Origin of the sequence: Flavobacterium sp. ACN2, assembly GCF_002303885.1 — a bacterium.
Lineage (GTDB): Bacteria > Bacteroidota > Bacteroidia > Flavobacteriales > Flavobacteriaceae > Flavobacterium.
This window is the reverse complement of sequence record NZ_MRCM01000003.1, coordinates 97520-119453: the sequence shown is the minus strand read 5'-3', so window position 1 is coordinate 119453 and position 21934 is coordinate 97520. Positions and strand designations below refer to the sequence as shown.

Sequence of the window (21934 nt, the reverse complement as noted above, 5' to 3'; positions counted from 1 at the left end):
ATAAACCAAACGGATTTTTTTATTTTATCTCAATCTCAGGTTACACCTTCATGATTTCGGCTTCTTTTGCAGCCAATAACTCATCAATTTTTTTGATGTAAGAGTTTGTTAAGTTCTGAACTTCTTCTTCAGCAGATTTGCAAATGTCTTCAGAAGTTCCTTCTTTTTCTAATTTTTTGATATCAGTATTAGCATCTTTACGAGAGTTACGAATACCAATTTTAGCATCTTCGGCTTCAGATTTTGCTTGTTTCGCTAAATCGCGACGACGCTCTTCTGTTAATGGCGGTACGCTAATGATGATCATATCTCCATTATTCATTGGGTTAAAACCAATGTTAGCGATCAAGATTGCTTTTTCAATTGCTTGCAGCATATTTTTTTCAAATGGCTGTAATGTAATTGTTCTAGCATCTGGAACACTGATTTTAGATACTTGAGAAAGCGGAGTTGCAGATCCGTAATAATCTACAAAAACACCTCCAAGCATAGCTGGAGAAGCTTTCCCTGCACGAATATTAAGAAATTCTTTCTCTAAGTGTGCAATAGTACCATTCATTGATTCCTCAGTACTTTCTAAAATAAAGTCTATTTCTTCAGTCATTTTGTTTAGATTTTTTGTCCCGAAGTTTCGGGATAGAAGATTAGATTTTTAGACTATAAAAATAATTTCTTCTAATTTACTAACTAATATTATTTTGTTTTTTGATTGCCTAAAGGTTGTGGAGAATTTAGAAAATCTAAAATTCTAACCATCTAAGCAGTCTAAATATTTACTACAGTTCCAATATTTTCGCCTTCGCAAATTTTCAATAGGTTTCCGATTTTGTTCATATCAAAAACAACGATTGGCAATTTGTTTTCTTGGCTTAATGTAAATGCAGTTGTGTCCATTACATTTAATCCTTTTTTGATTACATCATCAAATGAGATAAAATCAAATTTTACTGCAGAAGCATTTTTTTCTGGATCAGAATCGTAAACACCATCAACACGAGTACCTTTAAGGATAACATCAGCATTGATTTCGATACCTCTTAAAACGGCAGCTGTATCAGTTGTAAAATATGGATTTCCAGTTCCGGCACCAAAAATTACAATTCTTCCTTTTTCAAGGTGGCGATCTGCTCTTCTTTTTATGTATGGTTCTGCAATAGATTCCATTTTTAAAGCAGTCTGCAAACGCGTTTTCATTCCTTTATCTTCAAGAGCGCCTTGTAAAGCCATTCCGTTAATTACAGTTGCAAGCATTCCCATGTAATCACCTTGAACTCTATCCATTCCAGAACTTGCTCCGGCAACGCCTCTAAATATATTTCCTCCTCCAATAACAATTGCAATCTCTACTCCTTTACTGTGAATCTGCTTAATTTCATCAGCATATTCGGCTAATCTTTTTGGGTCTATACCGTATTGTAAATCACCCATTAGCGCTTCGCCGCTAAGTTTTAGAAGAATTCTTTTATATTTCATGTGTGTGTCGCGTTAATTTGTGCAAATATAGACATATTCTGATTTTTAAAAATAATGTTTGCAAAATAATTTTAGGTTCTCTTTATTAATTGATTTTTTTAAATTTGTAAGAAATTATTTTCTTTAATTGTCATGAAATTTAAATTATTAACATTAGAAGTAACGAGTTTAGCAGATCTTCCTGCTAATGCAATACCCTTTAGATTTAAGGTATATTTTATTAAAGAAATATTTATGGCATTTTTACCAGCTATAGAAATTAATAATAGTAGCAAAATAGAAATTACATTTGGCCCCAAGGGGAATGACAACGAATTTGATGGAGCTTTAGGTTGTACAAATGTTTATATTGAAGATTTTAATTTTAAGGAGTTTTATAATTATAATTTGGAAAAACAACAAAATGAAATTTTAGAAATTATTGTTTTTCAATTAATAAAATTAATTGAAAAACAGGGCAAAAATTTTGTTTTAACTGATATAATAAGAGAAACAGCGAAAAGAGTTATTGAATCTAAGTTTGACTTAAAAATTTCTATAAAGAGACTTTCAAAAATAACACCAAATAAATTATACAAAATAAATGTATATCGTTGTTTAAATGCAAAAGTTGGAGAAAGTTGGATTTGTGAAAAAGAAAATAGAAAAAATAAATTGATTATGGAAAGTTTGATGACAAAAGTTCCAGGTTTTTTATATAGAAGAGATTTTTTTAAAGTTGCTCAAATTAGTAATACAGGATATATTGTTTATAATAGATTTGAAATAGCTGTGTTTAATCTTAACCTACAGGAGCTGTAATTTTTTTATACTGCATTATTAGAAATGGTTTTTATGAAAAAAAGAAAAATGTTCTGCCATCGCGTGCTTTTCGTTTTAAAAATAATGTTTGCAAAATAATTTTAGGTTTGCGTATTAAGTTATTTTTTTAAATTTGTAAGATTTTTAGTTAATTTTATTTTAAGTGATACTAAAGAATAAAAAGATAGAGATGAGAGACATTAACAAATTACGAGATAGATACATTAAATTATTTGATGATAATGATGGGATTTCTAAAGAAGACTTAAAAAAGATTGAGGGAGGAACTCCATGTAAAATTGCCATCTGACTTTTGTGAGATTTCAAACTTCTTTAACGGGAGTATTTGGATGCATTCTTTTTTATTTGACGATCCAACTAATCTCATTGAGGAAACTTTAAGAATTAGAAAAGCTGTAGGTATACCAGACAGATTTATTGTATTAGCCGAACATGATATGAGCGTATTTGTAATGGATACTGAAAATAAACCTTCAATTATATGGCTAGATTCTATAGAAATTAGCCTATTAGATACACTAGAAGCTATATCTGAACCAGATATTTGGAATGATTTTTCAGATTTTTTCGAATATTTATTAGATGATGAAGAAGAAGAACGAAATTATTAAAAGTTGCTATATTTAAATAAATGAAAGATGAACTTATTTTATTAGCAAAAGAAATTGCCCTAGCTGCTGAAAAATCATTCTTAAGCTTATTTAAAAATCATGAAAGTTATTATTATTGCGTATTAGTAACTACTGGAGAAGCTTTGCCTCCATTTATTTCTGCGTGGTCTGTAGAAGCTTTAGAAGTTTTTGCTCAACAGACTTCCAAAGAAGATGCAGATTTGTCAAAATGGTTTTATGGAGATTCGCCTTATTTTGATTTTGGAGAAGAAAATTTTAAAACTGTTAGGGAATTATTTTATGCACGTGAAAAGGATTTGGAAAAGGATTTTTTTAAAGAAACTAATTTTCGTGTCGAAGCAATGGCTTTAGCAATGGAATTATTGGATAAAAAAGGAATTTTTTCTTTAAATCAACCAAGAAATAAAGTTTATATAAATGTTGAAGTTGTTCCTCCAGATAGTTCTAATACTACAAGAGCATTACGTTTGAACAAAAAAGAAAATATACTAGATTGGTTTAATGAAGCGGCTGAAGATGATGTTTATTAAAAGATTAATTTTATGAGTAAGCAAACAGAATTCTTAGTCAATAATTCTAAATTAAATTTAATTAAGAATTACATATTGGAAAAAATGGATTCTCCAGTTATTCTTTCTCGAATTGAAACAGATGTTAAAGATTCTTTTTATTTAATAAATAATATTAATGAAATGGAGTTTGATTTTGTAAAAAAGCTTGGAACAAATTACTATAGTAATAGTGGAGTATATTGGAGTATACTTTTGACTGAAAAAAGTCTAATTGATAACTTGGTCTATTATAAAAATCCATATTTAAATGAAACAATATTAGACATTAGACAATCGCCTGTTTTTGAATTTTCACCGTCAATAATGAGTGAGACAATTAAGTTTGCAGGAAGAGTTGCGTTGTTTTATAAAGGAGAGAATAAAGTCTTTATTTCAAAATATAATGATATTTCAAAGTACTTAAAGAAGAAGATTTTGTAAGTCTTAAGAATTAAAACTCTTGAAATACTCAAATGTGACAAATGTCATTTCAGCATCTTTCTAAAATTCGTATTTTTATACATCCTAAAAATTGAAAATATGAAAAGCATCGTAGCCAAAGCATTATTCAATACTCATTCTTATGCTGAATACCGAAAATTAGTAACCGATTTATTATCTGAAGGAAAGTCAACTGGAAACGAACAATCGGAGAGTTTGACGAATTATTCCAAATTGAATGAAGCCAGAATGAACAGGCTGGAAAAGACCATAAAAATTTCTGAACCTATTATCGAAAAACTTCAAAATTTAGACAATCATTACATTTGGCTGGTTTTGTCTGAAGGTTGGTGCGGAGATGCAGCCCAGATTCTTCCAATTTTAAATAAAATGGCTTTAGTTTCTCATAAGAAAATCGATTTAAGAATTGCATTTCGCGATGAAAATGACGATTTGATGAGCCATTATCTGACCAATGGCGGAAGAGCAATTCCTAAAGTAATCGTTATTTGTAAAGAAGCCGGAATCGTACGTGCAGATTGGGGACCAAGACCAAAAGGAGCGACCGAGTTAATGGCCAAACATAAAAGAGAAGTTGGCGCTATTGATGAAAAAATTAAAACCGATTTGCAGTTATGGTATTTAGCAGATAAAGGAATTTCAGTTCAGGATGAATTGGTTGAAATTATGGAAAACATCAAATATAATCGCCTTTAATCGGATTAATGTGTTGATAAACAGATTATTTGTTAATAAAATTATCTTAAAGTCTTTTTGACTTCAATAGAATTTCGTAACTTAGTAAAACTAATCCCACATCTATTATAGCTTTCAGATTTACTCTTTTTATTGGTGTTTATTTAATGCTTAACAATTAAAAGTACACTATTATGAAAAAGTTATTCGAAAGATTTTATGATTTCTTTTCTACATTCTTATTTGGAGGGAAGAATGTGCCTCACTATTAATTTGAGATGAGTATGGAACAACATTACTTGTTTTAGGAGCTTGGCACATTACTTTCAAATTTGTAATGTGCTTTTTTGTTTTTAATTATTTAAAGCTTTCTTCAAACAAAGTGATATCAATCGCATTTTTTACATCGTAATCGCCAATTTTAGTTCGACGTAAAACGGTTAAATGTGAACCCGAATTCATTGCTTTTCCAAAATCATAAGCCAGAGAGCGAATGTAAGTTCCTTTAGAGCAAACTACTCTAAAATCTATTTCAGGCAATGCAATTCTTGTAATTTCAAATTCGTGAATCGTAGTTTTTCTGCTTTCGATTTCGATAGATTCTCCAGCACGAGCGTGTTCGTACAAACGAACGCCGTCTTTTTTAATAGCCGAGAAAATAGGCGGTTTCTGATCGATTTCGCCTAAAAATTGTTTTACCGTTTCATGAATCAAAGCTTCATCGATATGATCGGTTGGAAAAGTCTGATCGATTTCGGTTTCCAAATCATAAGATGGAGTAGTGGCACCTATATAAAACGTACCCGTATATTCTTTTGCCTGACCTTGAAGTTCTGAAATTCTTTTAGTGAATTTTCCTGTACAGATTAATAAAAGTCCAGTTGCTAAAGGATCTAAAGTTCCTGCGTGACCAATTTTGAACTTTTTTGGAAGTCCAACTTTATTAATTAAAAGGTATTTTAATTTATTGACAGCTTGAAATGAGCTCCATTTTAAAGGTTTATCTATCAATAAAACCTGTCCTTCTAGATATTCTTCAGGTGTCATTATATAATCGTAAGCGGATGAATAAAAAAGTGAATCAATAATAAAATGATTCCGGCAATAATTCGATAGTAACCAAAAACTTTGAATCCGTTTTTAGTCAAAAATCCGATGAAAGTTTTAATCGCTAAAAGCGCTACAGCAAAAGCAACAATATTCCCAATAACCAACATGTTTACTTGGTCGTGAGATAATTCAAAACCAGCTTTGTAATAATCGTAGCATTTTTTTGCAGTTGCCCCCAACATAGTGGGAACAGCTAAGAAAAATGAAAATTCTGCAGCTGTCGTTCTTGATAATTTTTGAGACATTCCCCCAACGATACTAGCTCCGCTTCGAGAAACTCCAGGAATCATAGCAATACATTGAAACAATCCGATTTTGAAAGCTTGTAAATAACTGATTTCTTGAGAGGTTTCAGCTGTATTTGGATTGTTAAACCATTCGTCAACTTTCAATAAAATAATTCCACCGATTAAAAGTGAAATTGCGACAGTTACCGGATTTTCTAATAAGCCATCAATAAAATCGCTTAATAATAATCCTAAAACAACTGCTGGAATAAAAGCAACAAGAAGTTTAAAGTAAAAATCAAAAGTTTGAAAGAAACGTTTGAAGTATAAAATAACAACGGAAAGTATTGCGCCAAGCTGAATTACAATAGTAAAAAGTTTAGTGAAATCGTCATGAGCGATTCCAAAAAAAGAAGAGGCAATAATCATGTGACCTGTAGAAGAAACAGGCAAAAACTCTGTAATTCCTTCAATAATAGCAAGAACAATAGCTTGTAGTGTATTCATTTAATTTAGATTATTAGATTTTTAGACTTCTTAGACTTTTTAGATTTAAAAAGATTAATTTAATAATCTAAAGATCAAAGAAGTCTAAGCTGTCTAAGAAAGTCTATTTTGATTTTTTGAATATAGAATAAATCGTGATTCCGAAACCGATTAAAACAGTTGTCGGTGCTAAACGAATACGTCTAAAGTTAAAAATATCTTCGTTAAAAACATTTGGATCTTTACTTCCTCCGCCAGACATTAAAATAAATCCTAGCGCAATTACAGCAATACCAATCAATAAAATTTTATAATTGATGCTGTCAAAAAGGAATTCTTGTTTTTGAACTTGTTGTTCTTCTTTATTATTGTTGTTTTTCATTTTTATATGTTTGTCAGCCTGAGCGAAGTCGAAGGCATTTTTTTTAAATCTAAAATCTGCAATCTAAAATCTGCAATCAAAAATTAATAAAGATCGTCGGTTCTTAAATTCAAGAAACGTTGTGTTGCAAAATGCGTGCTAACCCAAGTAATTAAAACTCCTAATCCGAAAACGGCAACCAAGACTAAACCAGTTAAAGCTTTGTCTTCTAGAATTCCTAAACCAGGGAAATTAGTATCTACGTAAAGCAACAATGCTATTAAAGCAATAATGGCCAAACCTGCGCCCAGCATTCCAAGTTTTACACTTCGCATTACAAAAGGTTTACGGATAAACGCTTTTGTCGCTCCAACCATTTGCATGGTTTTGATAATAAAACGATTTGAATGTATAGATAAACGTAGCGAACTGTTGATTAATAAAACAGCAATTACAGTCAAGAAACCGCTGATAATCAAAATCCACATACTTACTTTTCTGATGTTGTCATTTACCAGATTTACCAATTGTTTGTCGTAAACAATATCTGAAATCATAGTATTTTTGCGGAAGTTACTTTCGATCTTAACGATGCTGTCTCTTTCTACGTAATCTGCTTTTAAGTGAATATCGTATGAATTCAATAATGGATTTTCTCCCAAAAAGGTTAAAAAGTCTTCTCCAATGATGTCAGTATGGTCTTTTGCCGCTTTTTCTTTGGTTACATAAACAAAAGATCTCGCAAAAGGAGCTCTTTTAAGTTCTGTATTAAATGCTTTGATAACACTGTCGTTTGCTTCGTTTTTAAAGAAAACCGTCATAGCGATTTTTTCTTTAAAATCGTCCGCCAGCTGTTTAGAATTAATAATGAATAATCCTAGTACTCCCAAAAGGAATAAAACCAAGAATACACTTAATACGACCGAAAAATAAGAGGAAATTAACCTGCGTTTTTGAAATTTATCAAAGTTAGAACTCATAGTTTGCTTAAATTATGTGGTAAAAATAATAAAGAATTTCTTTATTTAAAGTTAATAACAAACTTTTATACTTAAAAGTACAATTTAAATCTTGAATAAATTTGTGTTTAACCGCAAAGCACGCTAAGATTTTTTAATATTTGACTTTATAACAACGCAAAGTTCGCAAAGCTTTGTATTGATGAAGCCTTGCGAACTTTGCGTTTGTAAATATATCTTTTGGTTAAAAACTTAGCGTGCTTTGCGGTTAAAAATCTTAGTAACTCAGAATCTCAGAGCCTTTACTTAACCTTATAAACTTCAATGCTTTTTAACCAATATACGTGGCGTGGTCCAGTTCTGAAATCATTGCTGCAAATCGCAATTATCTCTCCGTTTTTAACTGGTTTTCCATTTTCTTCAAAAAGGATATAAGCATTTTCTCCCGTCGGATTATTGAAAAGTTCTGCCATGAAAAAGTAGCTTTGTAATCATCTGAAGCTCTTGCTACGATATAGAAGTTTCGGTCTTTATGATCTTCCTGCTTGATTTTGGCTTTTTCGAGAATATCTTTCAAAAGAACGCCTTTACAAGCTTTAATTACTCTTTTTACTTCTCCATTTTTTCCAGTAATTTTAAAATTGTCAAGGGTAACAACTTTCATTTTTTTAAGAGAATCGACTGTTAATTGTAGCGGAAATTCAACCTCGCCTTTTAGTTCAATTTGACAATTGACTAATTTCAAGCTGTCTTCTGCCGTAAGCGTTTCGTGTTCATGTTTTTTAGTTTCAGAATTTTTTTCAGTTGAAATTTTTTCTTCTTTTTTAGATGAATTGCACATGGAGCATGAAAATGCAATTAAAAGAACGAGAATGTAATTTTGTGTTTTCATAAGAGTTGTGATTTAAATTTTACTGCTTTCCCAAACCAATGACAAATAATATAATCCGCCAATTGATGGTCCGCCGAGAATTGAAGTGTAGGGTTTGTTAAGAATATTTGTTCCGCCCAATTTTGCCGAAATTCCTTTTTTGAAAGCATAATTTACCTGAGCGTCCATTGTCCAATATGCAGGAACGGTTCCGCTGACTAGAAAAGAAACATAATCAAAATTATTTTGATAACGTGCGGTAACACTCGCTCCGAGATTTTTCCAGATATTTTGGGCAATCAAAGTTCCGTTTGCATTAAATTCGGGTGTATTGAAACCGTCTTCCAAGCCATCTTTATCATCGGTTCTATCCAATTTGGTATAAGTTAAATTGGTAAGTGCACTAAAAGTGTTGTCAAAACGGTATTTTAAACCTAAACTTCCGCCATAATTGTAAATTTTACTTTTAGAATTGGTCCAAAGTCTGTAGCGATTTTGAGTGTTTTTTGAATATAAAGCAGTCGGAATCAAGTTTGGATCTGTTGTATTCGAAATGCTGGCTTCAACTTGTGCGATGAAATTTTTATAAGAGTTATAATAGAAATCGGCATCAATAAAAAGGTTTCTATTTAAAGTTATTCCTCTAAAACCAACTTCAAACGATTTGACAAATTCGGGTTCTAAATAGGTGTATGGATTTTTTTGAATCGTATTTTTATTTTTTTCGATAGCCTGCACTTGAGTCAAGCCATTTGTGTTAACATCTGTATTTACCTGCGCCTGAAATTTATCAATTGAAGCTTTGGTATAAGAGTTTTCGAAAATTCCGTCAGACATAATTCGAAGTCCGCCCACACGTTTTACGCCGCCTGAATTTACATTCGAAAACCCTTCAAAAATACTCGGAAAACGATACCCGTTTTGATACGAAGCTCTAAAGTTTAAACTTTCTTTTGGTGAATAAACTGCTGTGAACTGAGGCGTAAATTTCGCTTCAAAATAATCCGCTTTGTCCATTCTAATAGTTGCACCCAATCTTAATTTATCTGAGAAAAAATCTTTGGTTAATTGCGTGAAAGCACCAGTTTTTTGATACGTCAGATTTTCGTCAGCATGAACGGGATTAATAAAATAGTTTCCGTCGGGAACAATAATGTAATTTCTGTAATCGACACCGCTCAAAAGTTTCGCATCAATTTTTTCGAAAAAAGAAACAAAAGCTTTATCCCAATTTATCAATCCTTCGCCATGAACCAAAGTCGATTTAACTCTCAGAGCGGCACCAATATCCCAATTATTAATATTAATCAATTCGTTTTTCTTTTGTTCGTAAGTTTCCGTTCCAGGTAAAAATCTTCCTGCATCAGATTGCGTTCTGGCAATTCTGTGTGCGTCAGCAACGCTTGCTCCGCCTGCAACAGCATTTTTATAAGCTGTGCTGTAATCGGTAAACCATTTATCATCCGATTTATATCCACGATCCATATTTTCTGCCAGCGAACGCATATTGTATGAATCGCCAGTATTTTCGGTTGTAGCATAGGCTTTTACCTGAAAAACAGGAGTATGATAATCGGCAGAAAATTGATTTAAAGTATAATTATCTAATCGAAATCGGTTCGAACGCTGATAAATAGTATTGATTAAAGCTGTTTTGTAAGTCAGAGAAAGTTCGTGATCTTTTTTTGGTCGAAAATACAATCCGAAATCAGCTTTGTAATTTTTAATGTCATAATCAGAAATGTCTGTTTCTCTATAACCTGTTCGGGCAACAACATAATTTTTGCCATTTAAGTTCAACGTTTTTCGATTGGCGGATTCGTTTCCGTAGCCGTTTACTTCATCATACGCTGGATTATCTGCACCAAATAAACCTGTCGAAGCATTAGCATTTGGAGCCAAATCAGTTCTGTCATCTGCAACCCAGTCTGTTCCGCCTGTAGTTGATGCATTGATTTTAAACGCTAATTTTTCATTGAAAGCTTTAGCCAATCTTAAATTAAACTGCGAATATACTTTCGGTGAAAACCGATCAATATTCCCTACATGATTTACGCCAGTTAATTGTTGAATGGCGATTCCCTGATATTCAAAAGGATTTTTGGTCTGAATATTGGCTAAACCATTAATCGCATTCATTCCATACAAAGCGGCTGCAGTTCCGGGGATGATTTCGATTTTATCAATATCCAAATCATTTGCGCCCAAAGCGTTTGCAATTGGAGCGCCCAAATGCGGAGCCTGATTGTCGATTCCGTCTACCAATTGAGCAAATCTTACATTGGTAGAATTGGCAAAACCTCTTGTATTAATGACTTTAAAACCCAAACTTGGCGTAATAATTTGAACGCCTTTTACATTTTCTAGTGCTTCGTAAATACTTGGCGATCCCATTGCTTTGGCTTCCGCCGATTTCAATTGCTCAATACTAATTGGCGAATGCATTAATTTTTCAGAACGACGAGATGCTGTAATCACGATTTCATTTAATTCTTCTTTTTTAATGTTTTCTTGTGTTTTCGAATTTTGGACTTGAGAAAAACTTTTCAGGCTTATAAAAACAAAGAATAAATACAGTTTTGGGTTCATGGTTTTTGGCTGTTAAATTCAGTATGTTTTAAAATGAATACTGATAGTTTAAAAAAAATGGTTTTGGTTTAAATGCTTAATCTGCTTTGGGGTTTTATTAGTCTCGCAAAGACGCAAAGGTGCAAGGTTTTTTTCTTTTTTTTAAGTTTTAAAATTATTCTCTTTGCGACTTAGCGTCTTTGCGAGATTAAAAACATAAACTTTGCGAGTTGGTTTCTTTAAAATTAAAACTTCAAATTCTGAGTTTCTTTTTGAGCAAACTCTTTAATACGTTTTTCAACTTCATAAAAAACAGCAATAGCTCTTTCTCCAGCTTCTGTTAATCGTGCACCTCCGCCACCTTTTCCTCCAAGAAGTTTTTCAACTAATGGACTTTCGGCACGCTGATTCATTTCTTCGACCAATTGCCAAGCTTGACGATATGCCATTTTCATTTCTTTTGCAGCATTGGTAATCGATCCCGTTTTCTTGATGTTTTCAAGAAGCCAGATTTTGCCAATGCCAAGAAATGCGCCTTCAGCTTCCTCAATCCAAACACGAACTTCAACATTGTATTTTTTACTGTCGGCCATTTTAATTTTTTAAATGCTATTCAAAAATAATTCTTTTCTGATAAAAATATTCTGTCTTTGCTATATATTTTCTAAGTATTAAAATGTAAATATAAGTATTTTTACGTAATTAAAAATACGTATTTTGTTATTTTATTTGTTTGTCAGTGAAATAGCTTTGCTACAATGCGCAATAAATGTAAATTTGCGGCTAAATTAATTTAGTGAAAAGCTTAGAACCTTAGTAACTTAGAATCTTAGTCACTTAGAAATGAAGTACAATCCAAACGAAATTGAAGCCAAATGGCAAAAATATTGGGCAGAAAATCAAACTTTTGCAGCAAAGAATAACTCTGAAAAACCGAAACATTATGTTCTCGATATGTTTCCTTATCCGTCTGGAGCAGGACTGCATGTTGGGCACCCGCTGGGTTATATAGCTTCAGATGTATATTCTCGTTTCAAAAGACATCAAGGTTTCAATGTTTTGCACCCAATGGGATACGATAGTTTCGGATTGCCAGCAGAACAATATGCGATTCAGACTGGACAACGTCCAGAAGATACAACGCGCGTAAATATTGATGGTGGAGTAGACAAAGAAGGAAAACAAATTGCGGGTTACAGGAAACAATTAGACAAAATCGGATTCTCATTTGATTGGGCTCGTGAAGTACGTACATCAAATCCTGATTATTACAAACATACACAATGGATTTTTATCCAATTGTTCAACTCTTGGTATTGCAGAAAACAAGGACAGGCTTTTGATATTTCAGAGCTTGTAACTGTTTTTGAAGAAAGCGGAAATGCATTGGTTGAAGCAGTTTGCGACGATAATGTTACGATTTTTACGGCTGATGAATGGAAATCTTACTCTGACGATCAAAAAGAAAAAATCTTGTTGCAATACAGAATGACGTATTTGGCAGAAACCGAAGTAAACTGGTGTCCAGGCTTAGGAACTGTTTTGGCAAACGACGAAATTGTAAACGGAGTTTCAGAACGTGGCGGCTTTCCTGTTATAAGAAAAAAAATGACACAATGGAGTATGCGAATTTCTGCTTATGCCGAGCGCTTACTTCAAGGTTTAAATGATATTGACTGGAGTGAGTCTATCAAAGAATCTCAAAGAAACTGGATCGGGAAATCGGTTGGGGCTTTGGTAACTTTTAATGTGAAAAATCACGATGAAGTAATCGAAGTATTTACAACAAGACCTGATACTATTTTCGGAGTTACTTTTATGACTTTGGCACCAGAACATGATTTGGTTGCTAAAATTACAACTCCAGAGCAAAAAGAAGCTGTTGAAGCTTATATCGAAAAAACAGCAAAACGTTCGGAGCGTGAGCGTATGGCCGATGTAAAAACCATTTCTGGAGTATTTACAGGAGCTTATGCAGAACATCCTTTTACAAAAGAAGCTATTCCGGTTTGGATTGGTGATTATGTTTTAGCTGGTTACGGAACTGGTGCTGTAATGGCGGTTCCTTGCGGAGACGAAAGAGATTATGCTTTCGCTAATTTCTTTAAAGGTCAGAGCGGAATGCAGGAAATCAAAAATATCTTCGCTAATGTTGATATTTCTGAAGCTGCATATGGATCAAAAGACAATGTTGAAATCGCAGCTTCTGATTTCTTAAATGGATTAAACTACAAAGATGCGACGGCAAAAGCGATTTATAAGTTAGAAGAAATCGGACAAGGAAAAGGAAAAACAAATTACCGTTTGCGTGATGCTGTTTTCTCTCGTCAGCGTTATTGGGGCGAACCATTCCCAGTTTATTACGTGAATGGATTACCTAAAATGATCGATACGCAGCACTTGCCAATTATTTTACCAGAAGTAGAGAAATATTTACCAACAGAAGACGGATTGCCACCATTAGGAAACGCGGCTGTTTGGGCTTGGGATACAAAGCAAAATAAAGTTGTTAATACAGACTTAGTTGATAATGTTTCGATTTTTCCTTTAGAATTGAACACTATGCCAGGTTGGGCGGGGAGTTCATGGTACTGGATGCGTTATATGGATGCACACAATGAAAATGAATTTGCAAGTAAAGAAGCATTGGCATACTGGGAAAATGTAGATTTATATATTGGAGGAAGCGAACACGCAACAGGTCACTTATTGTATTCTCGTTTCTGGAACAAATTCTTAAAAGACAAAGGTTTTGCTCCAACCGAAGAGCCATTCAAAAAACTGATTAATCAGGGAATGATTTTAGGTACAACGGCTTATGTTTACAGATTGGAAGGAACAAATACTTTTGTATCTAAAAATAAAATTGAAGGTCAAAATGTACAGCCAATTCGCGTTGATGTTCATTTTGTTAATTCATCTGATGAATTAAATATCGAAAAGTTCAAAGCTTGGAGAGAAGATTTCAATACAGCAGAATTTATTTTTGATGAAAACGGAAAATATATTGTAGGTCGTGAAGTAGAAAAAATGTCTAAGTCATACTACAATGTAGTAACTCCAGATGATATTTGTGCTGAATACGGTGCTGATACATTGCGTTTATACGAAATGTTCTTAGGACCATTAGAGCAGGCAAAACCTTGGAATACTGCGGGTATTTCTGGAGTGTTTGGTTTCTTGAAAAAATTATGGAGATTGTATTTTGATGATAATGGCTTAATCGTAAACAACGACGAACCAACAAAAGACAACTTGAAATCATTGCACAAAACAATCAAAAAAGTAGCAGAAGACATCGAGAATTTCTCTTTCAATACTTCGGTTTCTCAGTTTATGATTTGTGTAAACGAACTGTCTTCTCAAAACTGTCATTCAAGAGCGATTTTAGAACCGTTAGCGATTTTGGTTTCGCCTTATGCACCTCACATTGCAGAAGAATTATGGGCGCAGTTAGGACATACAACTTCGATTTCTGAAGTTGCTTTCCCGATTTTTGATGAGAAACATTTAATTGAAACCAATAAAGAATATCCAGTTTCTTTCAACGGAAAAATGCGTTTCACAATCGAATTGCCTTTGGATTTAACCAAAGAACAAATCGAAGAAATCGTAATGAAAGACGAAAGAACACAAAAACACTTAGACGGAAAAACGCCAAATAAAGTGATTATTGTTCCTGGGAAAATTATCAATTTGGTAGGATAACCAAATAAATTCCAATATAAAAATTCTAAATTCCAATTTTACGATTGGAGTTTGGGATTTTTTTTGTGCGTATTTTTTTCTGCCACGAATTCACGAATTATTTTTGACAATCTTTGGAAGAAAAATTCGTGAATTCATGGCGGAAAATTACCCGAATCAGTTTGGAATTTGGAATTTTTATATTGGAATTTCCCAAGTAAACATTGGAATTTGGAATTTTTATATTGAAATTTTAAATTAAGTTGTAACATTTTAATAGTTGTCGTATCAAAAGCATGGATCCGATTTAATTAACAACTTAAAACTATTAAAAATGAAAAAGTATATCATCTTAATTATCGCATTCTTATTCTCAGCATTATGTTTAAATGTTTTTGCGCAAACGAAACAATTTCCGTTTGAAGTTTTAAAAACTGGAAATGGAGATCAGTCTATTATATTTATTCCTGGTTTTGCATCTTCTGGAGATGTTTGGAATGAAACCAGAGCTACATTCGAAAATCAATTTACCTGTTATACACTTACAATGGCTGGTTTTGCTGGAAGAAAACCACAGCCGAATGCTTCGTTCGATAACTGGAAGAATGGAATTGCCAATTATATCAAAGAAAATAATATTGAAAAACCAATCTTAATTGGCCACAGCATGGGTGGAGGGTTAGCGCTTGCCATTGCAGCAGATTATCCAGATTTGATCAGTAAAATTGTAGTAGTAGATGCGCTTCCTTGTTTGGCGGCGTTAAGTGATCCTGCTTTTAAATCAAAAATGAATAATGATTGTTCTTCAACTGTAAATCAGATGACAGGAATGACCAATGATCAGTTTTATGATATGCAAAAAAAGACCATGCCAAGACTTTTGGCTGATGCGTCTAAGCTTGATATAGTTGTAGATTGGAGTGTAAAATCAGATAGAACAACTTTTGAGCAAATGTATTGTGACTTTTATAATATTGATTTAAGAGAAAGAATTGCACAGATTAAATGCCCAGCTTTAATTTTATTAGAATCTTATTTTATAAATTTAAAACCAGCTATAGAAGATCAGTATAAAAATTTGAAAACGGCCAATTTTCAGTACGCCACTAATGGACTGCATTTTATTATGTACGATGATACAGCTTGGTACTTAGAACAATTAAGCACTTTTTTAAAATAGAAAGAATGGAATTTGAACAAATCTACAAAATGTATTGGGATCGAATTTTCAGGCTTTGCATGGGTTTTGTGAATGATTATGATGCAGCACAAGATTTGACTCAGGAAACTTTTATAATTGTTTGGCAAAAGTTGGAAACCTTTAGAAACGAATCTTCTATTGGAACTTGGATTTTTAGAATAGCTTCCAATAACTGTCTAAGGCAGATAGAAAAACAAAAACGTTTTCCGAAATCAGAACTTCCTATTCATCTTTCAGAAGAAAAACAACATTCTATAGAACCTCAGATTCAATTCTTGTATAAATGTATTGCTGAGCTTCCCGAAACCGATCGTATTATTATTTCATTAGAATTGGAAGACATCAAACAAAATGAAATCGCAAAAATTGTCGGACTTTCTGAAGCCAATGTTAGAGTGAAAATTCATAGAATAAAAGAAAAACTGACTCAAAAATTTAAAGAAAATGAACAACGATAACAATATAGATTTTAAAGATTTATGGAAAAAACAATCCGTAAGTCAGCCAGACCTAACCGATTTGCTGGCGCGATTAAGTAAATTTAAAAAAGCGGCTTTGCGCAGTTTATGGATGATCAATATTTTGCTTTCGGTAACAAGTGTCTTTATTGTTTTTATTTGGATATATTATCAGCCACAATTTGTTTCGACTAAAATCGGAATTGTGCTTACCATTCTTGCTATGGTCGTTTATGTATTTGTCTATAATAAGTTAATGAGTGACTATAAAAACATAGATGCTACACAGCCTAATCAGGAATACCTTCAAAAACTGATTTCGATAAAAAAGAAGCAACAGTTTCTGCAAACCAAAATGATGAGTTTTTACTTTATAGCACTAACACTTGGAATTTGTTTGTATATGTACGAATACGCTAGTAGAATGAGTGCTTTAGGAGCGAGTTTAACGTACGGAATCACTTTGCTTTGGATGTTGTTCAATTGGTTTTACATTCGCCCGAAACAAATTAAAAAACAGCAAGAAAAAATAAATACTTTAATTGAAAAGTTTGAAGAAGTCAATAATCAATTAAAAGCATAAAAAAAAAAGAAGCTTCGTAAAATCTTACGAAGCTTTCTTTTTACCAAAAACTTAAATCTAAATTCTAAACTAATTTTTAAAGAGGAAAAACGTACGGTGTAAGAGATAATACAATTATTCCGTCGCTATTTGCTGTTGCAGTTAATTCATTCTCTAATTTTCCTCCAATGTAAAGTTTTCCAGTTAAGGTTTGTCCAGCAACTCCACCGTATCCACTTGCGCTTAATGATGCTCCCATAGATTTTGCTTCAGCAGTAAATTCTTTAGTCCAAGGAAGTTTGGTCATATCTTCATTTAATGCATTACCTCCTTTTTCAAAATAAGTAACTGAAGCTGTTCCTGTATAATTTCCAGTTATTTCATATTTAACATCTCTTGATGCACTTCCTGAACCATTATCATCATTATCGCTGCTGCAAGAAACTGCTGTAAAAGCAAGAGTCATTACAATTGCTAAGGTTTTCAAAATTGATTTCATAATAAAATTCTTTAATTAAAATTCATAACTTAACAAAGTTAGACGCTTATCTTACGGACGGCAATACCTGATAAAATGTATTTTTTATTACCTGATATCAGGTAAAAGCAAGCGATTTTTTTTTGAAAGTCGTTAAGCTTTAATAACTTTGAGTAAATGCCACATTTATGAAGAAACTCTACGCCTTATTCTTTTTTTTATTTTTCACTGCAATTTCCAGTTCGCAAGTAATTCTTTCATTAGATGATGATACGGTTTATATTGACAGTATTGTTAAAATGACAAAAAACACAAAATCCGACAGTGTCAAAAGTTTGAATAGTTTCAGATTGTCAAAACTATTTTTAATGGCCCAAGATGCAGAAAAATCAAAGGAATACCTTGATCAAGCGAATCGTCTAAAAATTAAATTTCCTTTTTTAAAAGACGCTTCTATTTTTTATAATGCGTACAGCTTTATAGAAAAAGGTGATTTGGAAGGTTTTGAAAAAGCTTTACTAGATGCAAACGCGAAACTTAAAAAGTATCGTAATAAAGAAGCCTATAAACTTCGGGCTGTTATACTTCAGAACTACGGCATTATGCAGCAAAGGAAGAATAATGAAAACGCTTATATGAAATTGCTAGTCAACGAAGCGATTCCTATTGCTAAAAAAAGTGGTGATTACGAATTGATAAGTGCTTTAAATAAAGCCGTTGCAATTATTTTTATGAATAATGATGAACGCGAAAAAGCGGCAGAATATCTAGATCAAGCGCAGAAATATATTGAAAGTGCTACGAAAAAATCGGCGACTTTAGCGGAGTCTAAGATGGAGACGTATATTATAAATGCAGAAAATTTAGTTGAGCTAAAGCATTTTTATGATGCTAAAGAAATTCTGGACAAAGCTTATGCGACATTAGAAAAATACCCAGAATCTAATCTAAATGATTCTTATTTTTATTCGGAAGGACTTTATTATGCGAAACAAAATAAGCATAATGAGGCATTGCAAAGTTTTGATAAAGGAATTAAATCGGCAGAAAAGCATCATAATGCGATAGCGGTAAATAGATTGAAGTTTGCAGAATATGAAGTGCTCTTTAAACTTAAAAATTATGATAAAGCCAAAAGCAATTTAGAATATTTAATAAAAAATACTCCTTTTATTGTAGACAAGAAAAACTATTATAAAGAGTTGTCAAAAGTTTATAACGCCACAAAAGAATATCCGAAAGCCTATTATTATTCAAACAAATATAATGTCATTAATGATAGTCTAAATGATGCAAAACTGAAAAATGAAATTGTAGAGCTTGAAGCCAAATATAAAAAAGCAGAAAGCGAAAAGAAAATTGGTTTGTTGCAATCTGAAAATGAAAAAGCAGTTTTGCAGGTTAATAATAATCGCTTGAATATGATGCTTTTTGCAGTGCTTTCGTTTGTATTGTTTTTGACTGTTTTGTTTTTGTGGAGCTGGAATAATTATCAGAAAAAAATCAGTTTTCAAAAAGAAGTAAACCATAAACAAGAACTTGAAGCATTAGAAAATCAGCAGAAATTATCTGTTTCAAATGCCTTGATTGAAGGGGAAGAAATCGAACGAAAAAGAATTGCAAGAGATTTGCATGACGGACTCGGAAGTATGCTTTCTGGATTAAAAATTCATTTGAATCTTGCTGAACGTGAAAACAATGAAAACGTTTCTAATATAAACGGAATGCTGAACGATTCGATAAAAGAACTTCGCAATATTTCTCAGAATTTAATGCCTGAAAGTTTAATGAAATTAGGGCTCGAACATGCGCTGAGAGATTTGTGTGCATCGCATTCAACACCAGAGACTGCAATTGAATTTCAGTATTTGATTAAAAAAACAACTTTACCGCAGCATTTTAAAATAATGATTTTCAGGATTATTCAAGAACTTTTAAATAATGCTTTAAAATATGCAAAAGCTTCTCAGATTTTAGTTTCCTGTTCTCAAAATAAAGACGTATTTTTTATAACAGTTGAAGACAATGGAGTTGGTTTTAATGTAGAATATGCAGAAAAAAGAGATGGAATGGGCTTGCGAAATATTAAAAACCGCGTGGCTTTTTTAAACGGAAAATTAGAAATTGATTCTGTCCTTGATAAAGGGACTTCAACTTATATCGAATTAAAATATAACCCAAATCATGATTATGAAGTATAAAACGGTAATAGTAGACGACCATCCAATTGTGATTTCTGGAATTGCGGGCTTACTTTCAGAGTTAGATAATATAGAAATTGTAGAAAAATTCGAATCGGGAATTGCGCTTTTAGATTATATAGAAGACAATAAAGTGGATTTGATTTTAATGGATATTTTTCTGCCTGTAATAAATGGAGTGGATCTGTGCAAAACAATCAAGCAAAAGCATCCTAAAATTGTAATTATAGGGATGAGCAGCCAGTCTGAAAGAAGTTTGGTTATGCAGTTTATCCAGAATGGAGGAAACGGATATATTCTTAAAAATGCTTCTTTCGATGAATTTAAAAACTGTATTTACAAAGCAATTGACGGCGAAATTGTTTTTAGTGAAGAAGTAAAAACGATAATAAGTCAGCCTTTGTCTGAAGATTTGGAACGAATTCCAGGATTGAGTCGAAGAGAAAGAGATATTGCATTGCTGCTTTCGCAAGGAAAATCGACTCAGGAAATTGCTGATGATTTATTTTTGAGTTTTTTAACCGTTCAAACACATCGACGCAATATTCTTCAGAAATATAAAATGAAAAATGTGGCAGAATTAATTGCTTTTCTACTTAAAAACAACATGTTGAATTAGGTCAAAAGTGGTAAAATAATGTCAAAATGACATTTTGTTAAAATGGTTCGCAATTTGCAGTTTGTTTTGTAAATTTAAAAATCAATCTAAAAACACAAAAAATGGGATCAGGATATTTAATTATTGCTGGAGCTATCATGCTGTTCAGCTGGCTGGTAAGCTCGCAGCTGAAAAGTAAATTCGAATTGTATTCGAAATTGCAATTGAGAAACGGAATGAGCGGAAGAGAAATTGCTGAAAAAATGCTTGCCGATAACGGAATCACAGATGTTCGTGTTATTTCGACACCAGGTCAGTTAACAGATCATTATAACCCTTCAGATAAAACAGTGAATTTAAGTGAAGCTGTTTACAACCATCGTAATGCAGCTGCGGCTGCCGTTGCAGCGCACGAATGCGGTCACGCAGTTCAGCATGCAATTGGTTACGAATGGCTGACTATGCGTTCTAAATTAGTACCTATTGTAAGCGTTGCTTCAAATTATGTACAATGGATTTTAATTGCAGGAATTTTAATGATTAAAGTTTTTCCTGGATTATTATTAATCGGAATCATCATTTTTGCTGCAACGACTTTGTTCTCGGTTATTACGCTTCCGGTGGAATATGATGCAAGTAACCGTGCTTTGGCTTGGCTAGAAAATAAACACATGCTTACGCAAGAAGAACAGGCTGGAGCAAAAGATGCTTTAAAATGGGCAGCAAGAACGTATGTAGTAGCTGCAATTGGTTCAATCGCAACGTTGTTGTACTATATATCAATTTATTCTGGAAGCAGAAGGAACTAATTAGTTAATTGAGATAATTAGTCAATTAGATAATTTATAGCAAACCCGACAGATTTTTAAAATCTGTCGGGTTTTGTTTTATAATGACTCTTTGATCAATTGTCAGGCTGAGCGAAGTCGAAGTCCTTATGTCTAATTAAGCCTTCGGATGATAGTAGTATTACAGTAGGATATTATTCGTTTTCAAGAATTATCTAATTATCAAATTGAAACATTATCTAATTCTAAAGTTGAATCTGTCTATCAATCTGCTGATCTAGTGAGATAAAAGTTTCTGTTCTTGAAACCCCTTCAATTGCTTGGATTTTGTTGTTCAAAAGCTGCATTAAATGTTCGTTGTCTCGACAGATAATTTTGATCAGAACCGACCAGTTTCCTGTGGTATAATGACATTCTAAAACTTCGGGTATTTTTCTAAGCTCTTTTACGGCTTCTGAGTTTCTGGAAGCTTTATCTAAATAAACTCCAACAAATGCCATTGTATTATAACCTAAAACTTTTGGATTTACAGTAAACTTAGAGCCAGAGATTACGCCTGATTGTTCCAGTTTTTTTAATCTCTGATGAATCGCGGCTCCAGAAATTCCGATTTTATTAGCGATTTGCAAAATCGGTTTTCGAGCATCTTCCATTAGGTATCGAAGAATTTCTTTATCGATTCCGTCAATTTCAATTAAGAGGGAGTTGATTTTCATAACTTACAATTTGAAACTATTTTTGTGATTTGGGTTTTGAATAGAAAT

General features: G+C 32.6%; 23 protein-coding genes. 12 read left to right on the top strand and 11 right to left on the bottom strand.

The window, feature by feature from the left end:
- Positions 1–40: 40 nt before the first annotated feature.
- On the bottom strand, positions 41–604 hold the full coding sequence (gene frr, locus BSF41_RS04390) for a ribosome recycling factor (protein ID WP_095928306.1): 564 nt from the start codon (positions 602–604) through the stop codon (positions 41–43).
- A gap of 161 nt (positions 605–765) precedes the next feature.
- A complete protein-coding gene (pyrH, locus tag BSF41_RS04385; protein WP_057115131.1) occupies positions 766–1473 on the bottom strand; it encodes a UMP kinase in 708 nt (235 codons plus the stop codon).
- Positions 1474–1605: 132 nt separating this feature from the next.
- On the opposite strand from pyrH, the gene BSF41_RS04380 reads away from it, so the two are divergent.
- The 5 genes from BSF41_RS04380 to BSF41_RS04360 all read left to right on the top strand — a co-directional run bounded on the left by BSF41_RS04380 (position 1606) and on the right by BSF41_RS04360 (position 4636).
- Entirely contained in the window at positions 1606–2274 is a 669-nt protein-coding gene (locus tag BSF41_RS04380) for a hypothetical protein (RefSeq protein WP_095928305.1), read from the top strand.
- A gap of 275 nt (positions 2275–2549) precedes the next feature.
- Positions 2550–2906 carry an SMI1/KNR4 family protein gene (locus BSF41_RS04375; RefSeq protein ID WP_141248115.1) on the top strand — a complete coding sequence of 119 codons (357 nt, stop codon included), beginning with the start codon at positions 2550–2552 and terminating at the stop codon, positions 2904–2906.
- 20 nt (positions 2907–2926) lie between these two features.
- Entirely contained in the window at positions 2927–3457 is a 531-nt protein-coding gene (locus BSF41_RS04370) for a DUF4303 domain-containing protein (RefSeq protein WP_095928303.1), read from the top strand.
- A 12-nt stretch (positions 3458–3469) separates the two neighbouring features.
- Positions 3470–3919 (top strand): hypothetical protein, encoded by a 450-nt coding sequence (locus tag BSF41_RS04365; RefSeq protein ID WP_095928302.1) that lies wholly within the window; start codon positions 3470–3472, stop codon positions 3917–3919.
- A 99-nt stretch (positions 3920–4018) separates the two neighbouring features.
- The gene (locus tag BSF41_RS04360) at positions 4019–4636 is read left to right on the top strand and encodes a thioredoxin family protein (RefSeq protein ID WP_095928301.1); all 618 of its coding nucleotides are present in this window, start codon (positions 4019–4021) and stop codon (positions 4634–4636) included.
- A gap of 336 nt (positions 4637–4972) precedes the next feature.
- On the opposite strand, the gene truB is transcribed toward BSF41_RS04360, so the two are convergent.
- The 7 genes from truB to BSF41_RS04325 form a co-directional block, all read right to left on the bottom strand.
- The gene (gene truB / locus BSF41_RS04355; RefSeq protein WP_095928300.1) at positions 4973–5662 is read right to left on the bottom strand and encodes a tRNA pseudouridine(55) synthase TruB; all 690 of its coding nucleotides are present in this window, start codon (positions 5660–5662) and stop codon (positions 4973–4975) included.
- Positions 5662–6459 carry an undecaprenyl-diphosphate phosphatase gene (locus tag BSF41_RS04350; RefSeq protein WP_095928299.1) on the bottom strand — a complete coding sequence of 266 codons (798 nt, stop codon included), beginning with the start codon at positions 6457–6459 and terminating at the stop codon, positions 5662–5664. Before BSF41_RS04350 ends, truB begins: the two co-directional genes overlap by 1 nt.
- Before the next feature lie 103 nt (positions 6460–6562).
- Complete coding sequence (locus BSF41_RS04345; RefSeq protein WP_095928298.1) at positions 6563–6820, bottom strand: DUF3098 domain-containing protein; 258 nt, start codon at positions 6818–6820, stop codon at positions 6563–6565.
- Positions 6821–6903: 83 nt separating this feature from the next.
- On the bottom strand, positions 6904–7779 hold the full coding sequence (locus tag BSF41_RS04340; RefSeq protein WP_095928297.1) for an ABC transporter permease: 876 nt from the start codon (positions 7777–7779) through the stop codon (positions 6904–6906).
- A 364-nt stretch (positions 7780–8143) separates the two neighbouring features.
- Positions 8144–8650, bottom strand: coding sequence for a hypothetical protein (locus BSF41_RS04335; RefSeq protein WP_253251757.1), 507 nt, complete (start codon positions 8648–8650; stop codon positions 8144–8146).
- Between the two features lie 12 nt (positions 8651–8662).
- A complete protein-coding gene (locus BSF41_RS04330) occupies positions 8663–11218 on the bottom strand; it encodes a TonB-dependent receptor (RefSeq protein WP_095928296.1) in 2556 nt (851 codons plus the stop codon).
- 224 nt (positions 11219–11442) lie between these two features.
- Complete coding sequence (locus tag BSF41_RS04325) at positions 11443–11790, bottom strand: winged helix-turn-helix domain-containing protein (RefSeq protein WP_095928295.1); 348 nt, start codon at positions 11788–11790, stop codon at positions 11443–11445.
- A 250-nt stretch (positions 11791–12040) separates the two neighbouring features.
- Between BSF41_RS04325 and leuS the strand changes: the two genes are divergently transcribed.
- The 4 genes from leuS (at position 12041) to BSF41_RS04305 (ending at position 17126) form a co-directional block, all read left to right on the top strand.
- Positions 12041–14905 (top strand): leucine--tRNA ligase, encoded by a 2865-nt coding sequence (gene leuS, locus BSF41_RS04320; RefSeq protein WP_095928294.1) that lies wholly within the window; start codon positions 12041–12043, stop codon positions 14903–14905.
- Between the two features lie 313 nt (positions 14906–15218).
- Positions 15219–16064 carry an alpha/beta fold hydrolase gene (locus tag BSF41_RS04315; RefSeq protein WP_095928293.1) on the top strand — a complete coding sequence of 282 codons (846 nt, stop codon included), beginning with the start codon at positions 15219–15221 and terminating at the stop codon, positions 16062–16064.
- 5 nt (positions 16065–16069) lie between these two features.
- Positions 16070–16543 (top strand): RNA polymerase sigma factor, encoded by a 474-nt coding sequence (locus BSF41_RS04310; protein ID WP_095928292.1) that lies wholly within the window; start codon positions 16070–16072, stop codon positions 16541–16543.
- The gene (locus tag BSF41_RS04305; RefSeq protein WP_095928291.1) at positions 16530–17126 is read left to right on the top strand and encodes a hypothetical protein; all 597 of its coding nucleotides are present in this window, start codon (positions 16530–16532) and stop codon (positions 17124–17126) included. Before BSF41_RS04310 ends, BSF41_RS04305 begins: the two co-directional genes overlap by 14 nt.
- 76 nt (positions 17127–17202) lie before the next feature.
- Here BSF41_RS04305 and BSF41_RS04300 read toward each other — a convergent pair whose 3' ends face one another.
- Positions 17203–17604: an MmpS family transport accessory protein gene (locus BSF41_RS04300; protein ID WP_095928290.1), complete on the bottom strand. Its 402-nt coding sequence runs from the start codon at positions 17602–17604 to the stop codon at positions 17203–17205.
- Positions 17605–17771: 167 nt separating this feature from the next.
- Between BSF41_RS04300 and BSF41_RS04295 the strand changes: the two genes are divergently transcribed.
- From BSF41_RS04295 to BSF41_RS04285, 3 genes are all read left to right on the top strand, one after another.
- Entirely contained in the window at positions 17772–19784 is a 2013-nt protein-coding gene (locus BSF41_RS04295; RefSeq protein WP_095928289.1) for a sensor histidine kinase, read from the top strand.
- A complete protein-coding gene (locus BSF41_RS04290) occupies positions 19774–20403 on the top strand; it encodes a response regulator transcription factor (RefSeq protein WP_253251756.1) in 630 nt (209 codons plus the stop codon). The genes BSF41_RS04295 and BSF41_RS04290 overlap by 11 nt, the downstream gene beginning before the upstream one ends.
- A 101-nt stretch (positions 20404–20504) precedes the next feature.
- Positions 20505–21191 (top strand): zinc metallopeptidase, encoded by a 687-nt coding sequence (locus BSF41_RS04285; RefSeq protein WP_095928287.1) that lies wholly within the window; start codon positions 20505–20507, stop codon positions 21189–21191.
- A gap of 224 nt (positions 21192–21415) precedes the next feature.
- Here BSF41_RS04285 and BSF41_RS04280 read toward each other — a convergent pair whose 3' ends face one another.
- Complete coding sequence (locus tag BSF41_RS04280) at positions 21416–21886, bottom strand: Lrp/AsnC family transcriptional regulator (protein WP_095928286.1); 471 nt, start codon at positions 21884–21886, stop codon at positions 21416–21418.
- Positions 21887–21934: the final 48 nt, after the last annotated feature.

Excerpts from the sequence above, each read along its gene's own strand:
- BSF41_RS04335 (WP_253251757.1), bottom strand. The coding sequence starts at position 8,650 with ATGAAAACACAAAATTACATTCTCGTTCTTTTAATTGCATTTTCATGC.
- BSF41_RS04340 (WP_095928297.1), bottom strand. The coding sequence starts at position 7,779 with ATGAGTTCTAACTTTGATAAATTTCAAAAACGCAGGTTAATTTCCTCT.
- frr (WP_095928306.1), bottom strand. The coding sequence starts at position 604 with ATGACTGAAGAAATAGACTTTATTTTAGAAAGTACTGAGGAATCAATG.
- BSF41_RS04300 (WP_095928290.1), bottom strand. The coding sequence starts at position 17,604 with ATGAAATCAATTTTGAAAACCTTAGCAATTGTAATGACTCTTGCTTTT.
- BSF41_RS04370 (WP_095928303.1), top strand. The coding sequence starts at position 2,927 with ATGAAAGATGAACTTATTTTATTAGCAAAAGAAATTGCCCTAGCTGCT.
- BSF41_RS04285 (WP_095928287.1), top strand. The coding sequence starts at position 20,505 with ATGGGATCAGGATATTTAATTATTGCTGGAGCTATCATGCTGTTCAGC.
- BSF41_RS04280 (WP_095928286.1), bottom strand. The coding sequence starts at position 21,886 with ATGAAAATCAACTCCCTCTTAATTGAAATTGACGGAATCGATAAAGAA.
- truB (WP_095928300.1), bottom strand. The coding sequence starts at position 5,662 with ATGACACCTGAAGAATATCTAGAAGGACAGGTTTTATTGATAGATAAA.
- BSF41_RS04380 (WP_095928305.1), top strand. The coding sequence starts at position 1,606 with ATGAAATTTAAATTATTAACATTAGAAGTAACGAGTTTAGCAGATCTT.
- BSF41_RS04360 (WP_095928301.1), top strand. The coding sequence starts at position 4,019 with ATGAAAAGCATCGTAGCCAAAGCATTATTCAATACTCATTCTTATGCT.
- pyrH (WP_057115131.1), bottom strand. The coding sequence starts at position 1,473 with ATGAAATATAAAAGAATTCTTCTAAAACTTAGCGGCGAAGCGCTAATG.
- BSF41_RS04295 (WP_095928289.1), top strand. The coding sequence starts at position 17,772 with ATGAAGAAACTCTACGCCTTATTCTTTTTTTTATTTTTCACTGCAATT.
- BSF41_RS04330 (WP_095928296.1), bottom strand. The coding sequence starts at position 11,218 with ATGAACCCAAAACTGTATTTATTCTTTGTTTTTATAAGCCTGAAAAGT.
- leuS (WP_095928294.1), top strand. The coding sequence starts at position 12,041 with ATGAAGTACAATCCAAACGAAATTGAAGCCAAATGGCAAAAATATTGG.
- BSF41_RS04325 (WP_095928295.1), bottom strand. The coding sequence starts at position 11,790 with ATGGCCGACAGTAAAAAATACAATGTTGAAGTTCGTGTTTGGATTGAG.
- BSF41_RS04345 (WP_095928298.1), bottom strand. The coding sequence starts at position 6,820 with ATGAAAAACAACAATAATAAAGAAGAACAACAAGTTCAAAAACAAGAA.
- BSF41_RS04305 (WP_095928291.1), top strand. The coding sequence starts at position 16,530 with ATGAACAACGATAACAATATAGATTTTAAAGATTTATGGAAAAAACAA.
- BSF41_RS04315 (WP_095928293.1), top strand. The coding sequence starts at position 15,219 with ATGAAAAAGTATATCATCTTAATTATCGCATTCTTATTCTCAGCATTA.
- BSF41_RS04310 (WP_095928292.1), top strand. The coding sequence starts at position 16,070 with ATGGAATTTGAACAAATCTACAAAATGTATTGGGATCGAATTTTCAGG.
- BSF41_RS04290 (WP_253251756.1), top strand. The coding sequence starts at position 19,774 with ATGAAGTATAAAACGGTAATAGTAGACGACCATCCAATTGTGATTTCT.
- BSF41_RS04365 (WP_095928302.1), top strand. The coding sequence starts at position 3,470 with ATGAGTAAGCAAACAGAATTCTTAGTCAATAATTCTAAATTAAATTTA.
- BSF41_RS04350 (WP_095928299.1), bottom strand. The coding sequence starts at position 6,459 with ATGAATACACTACAAGCTATTGTTCTTGCTATTATTGAAGGAATTACA.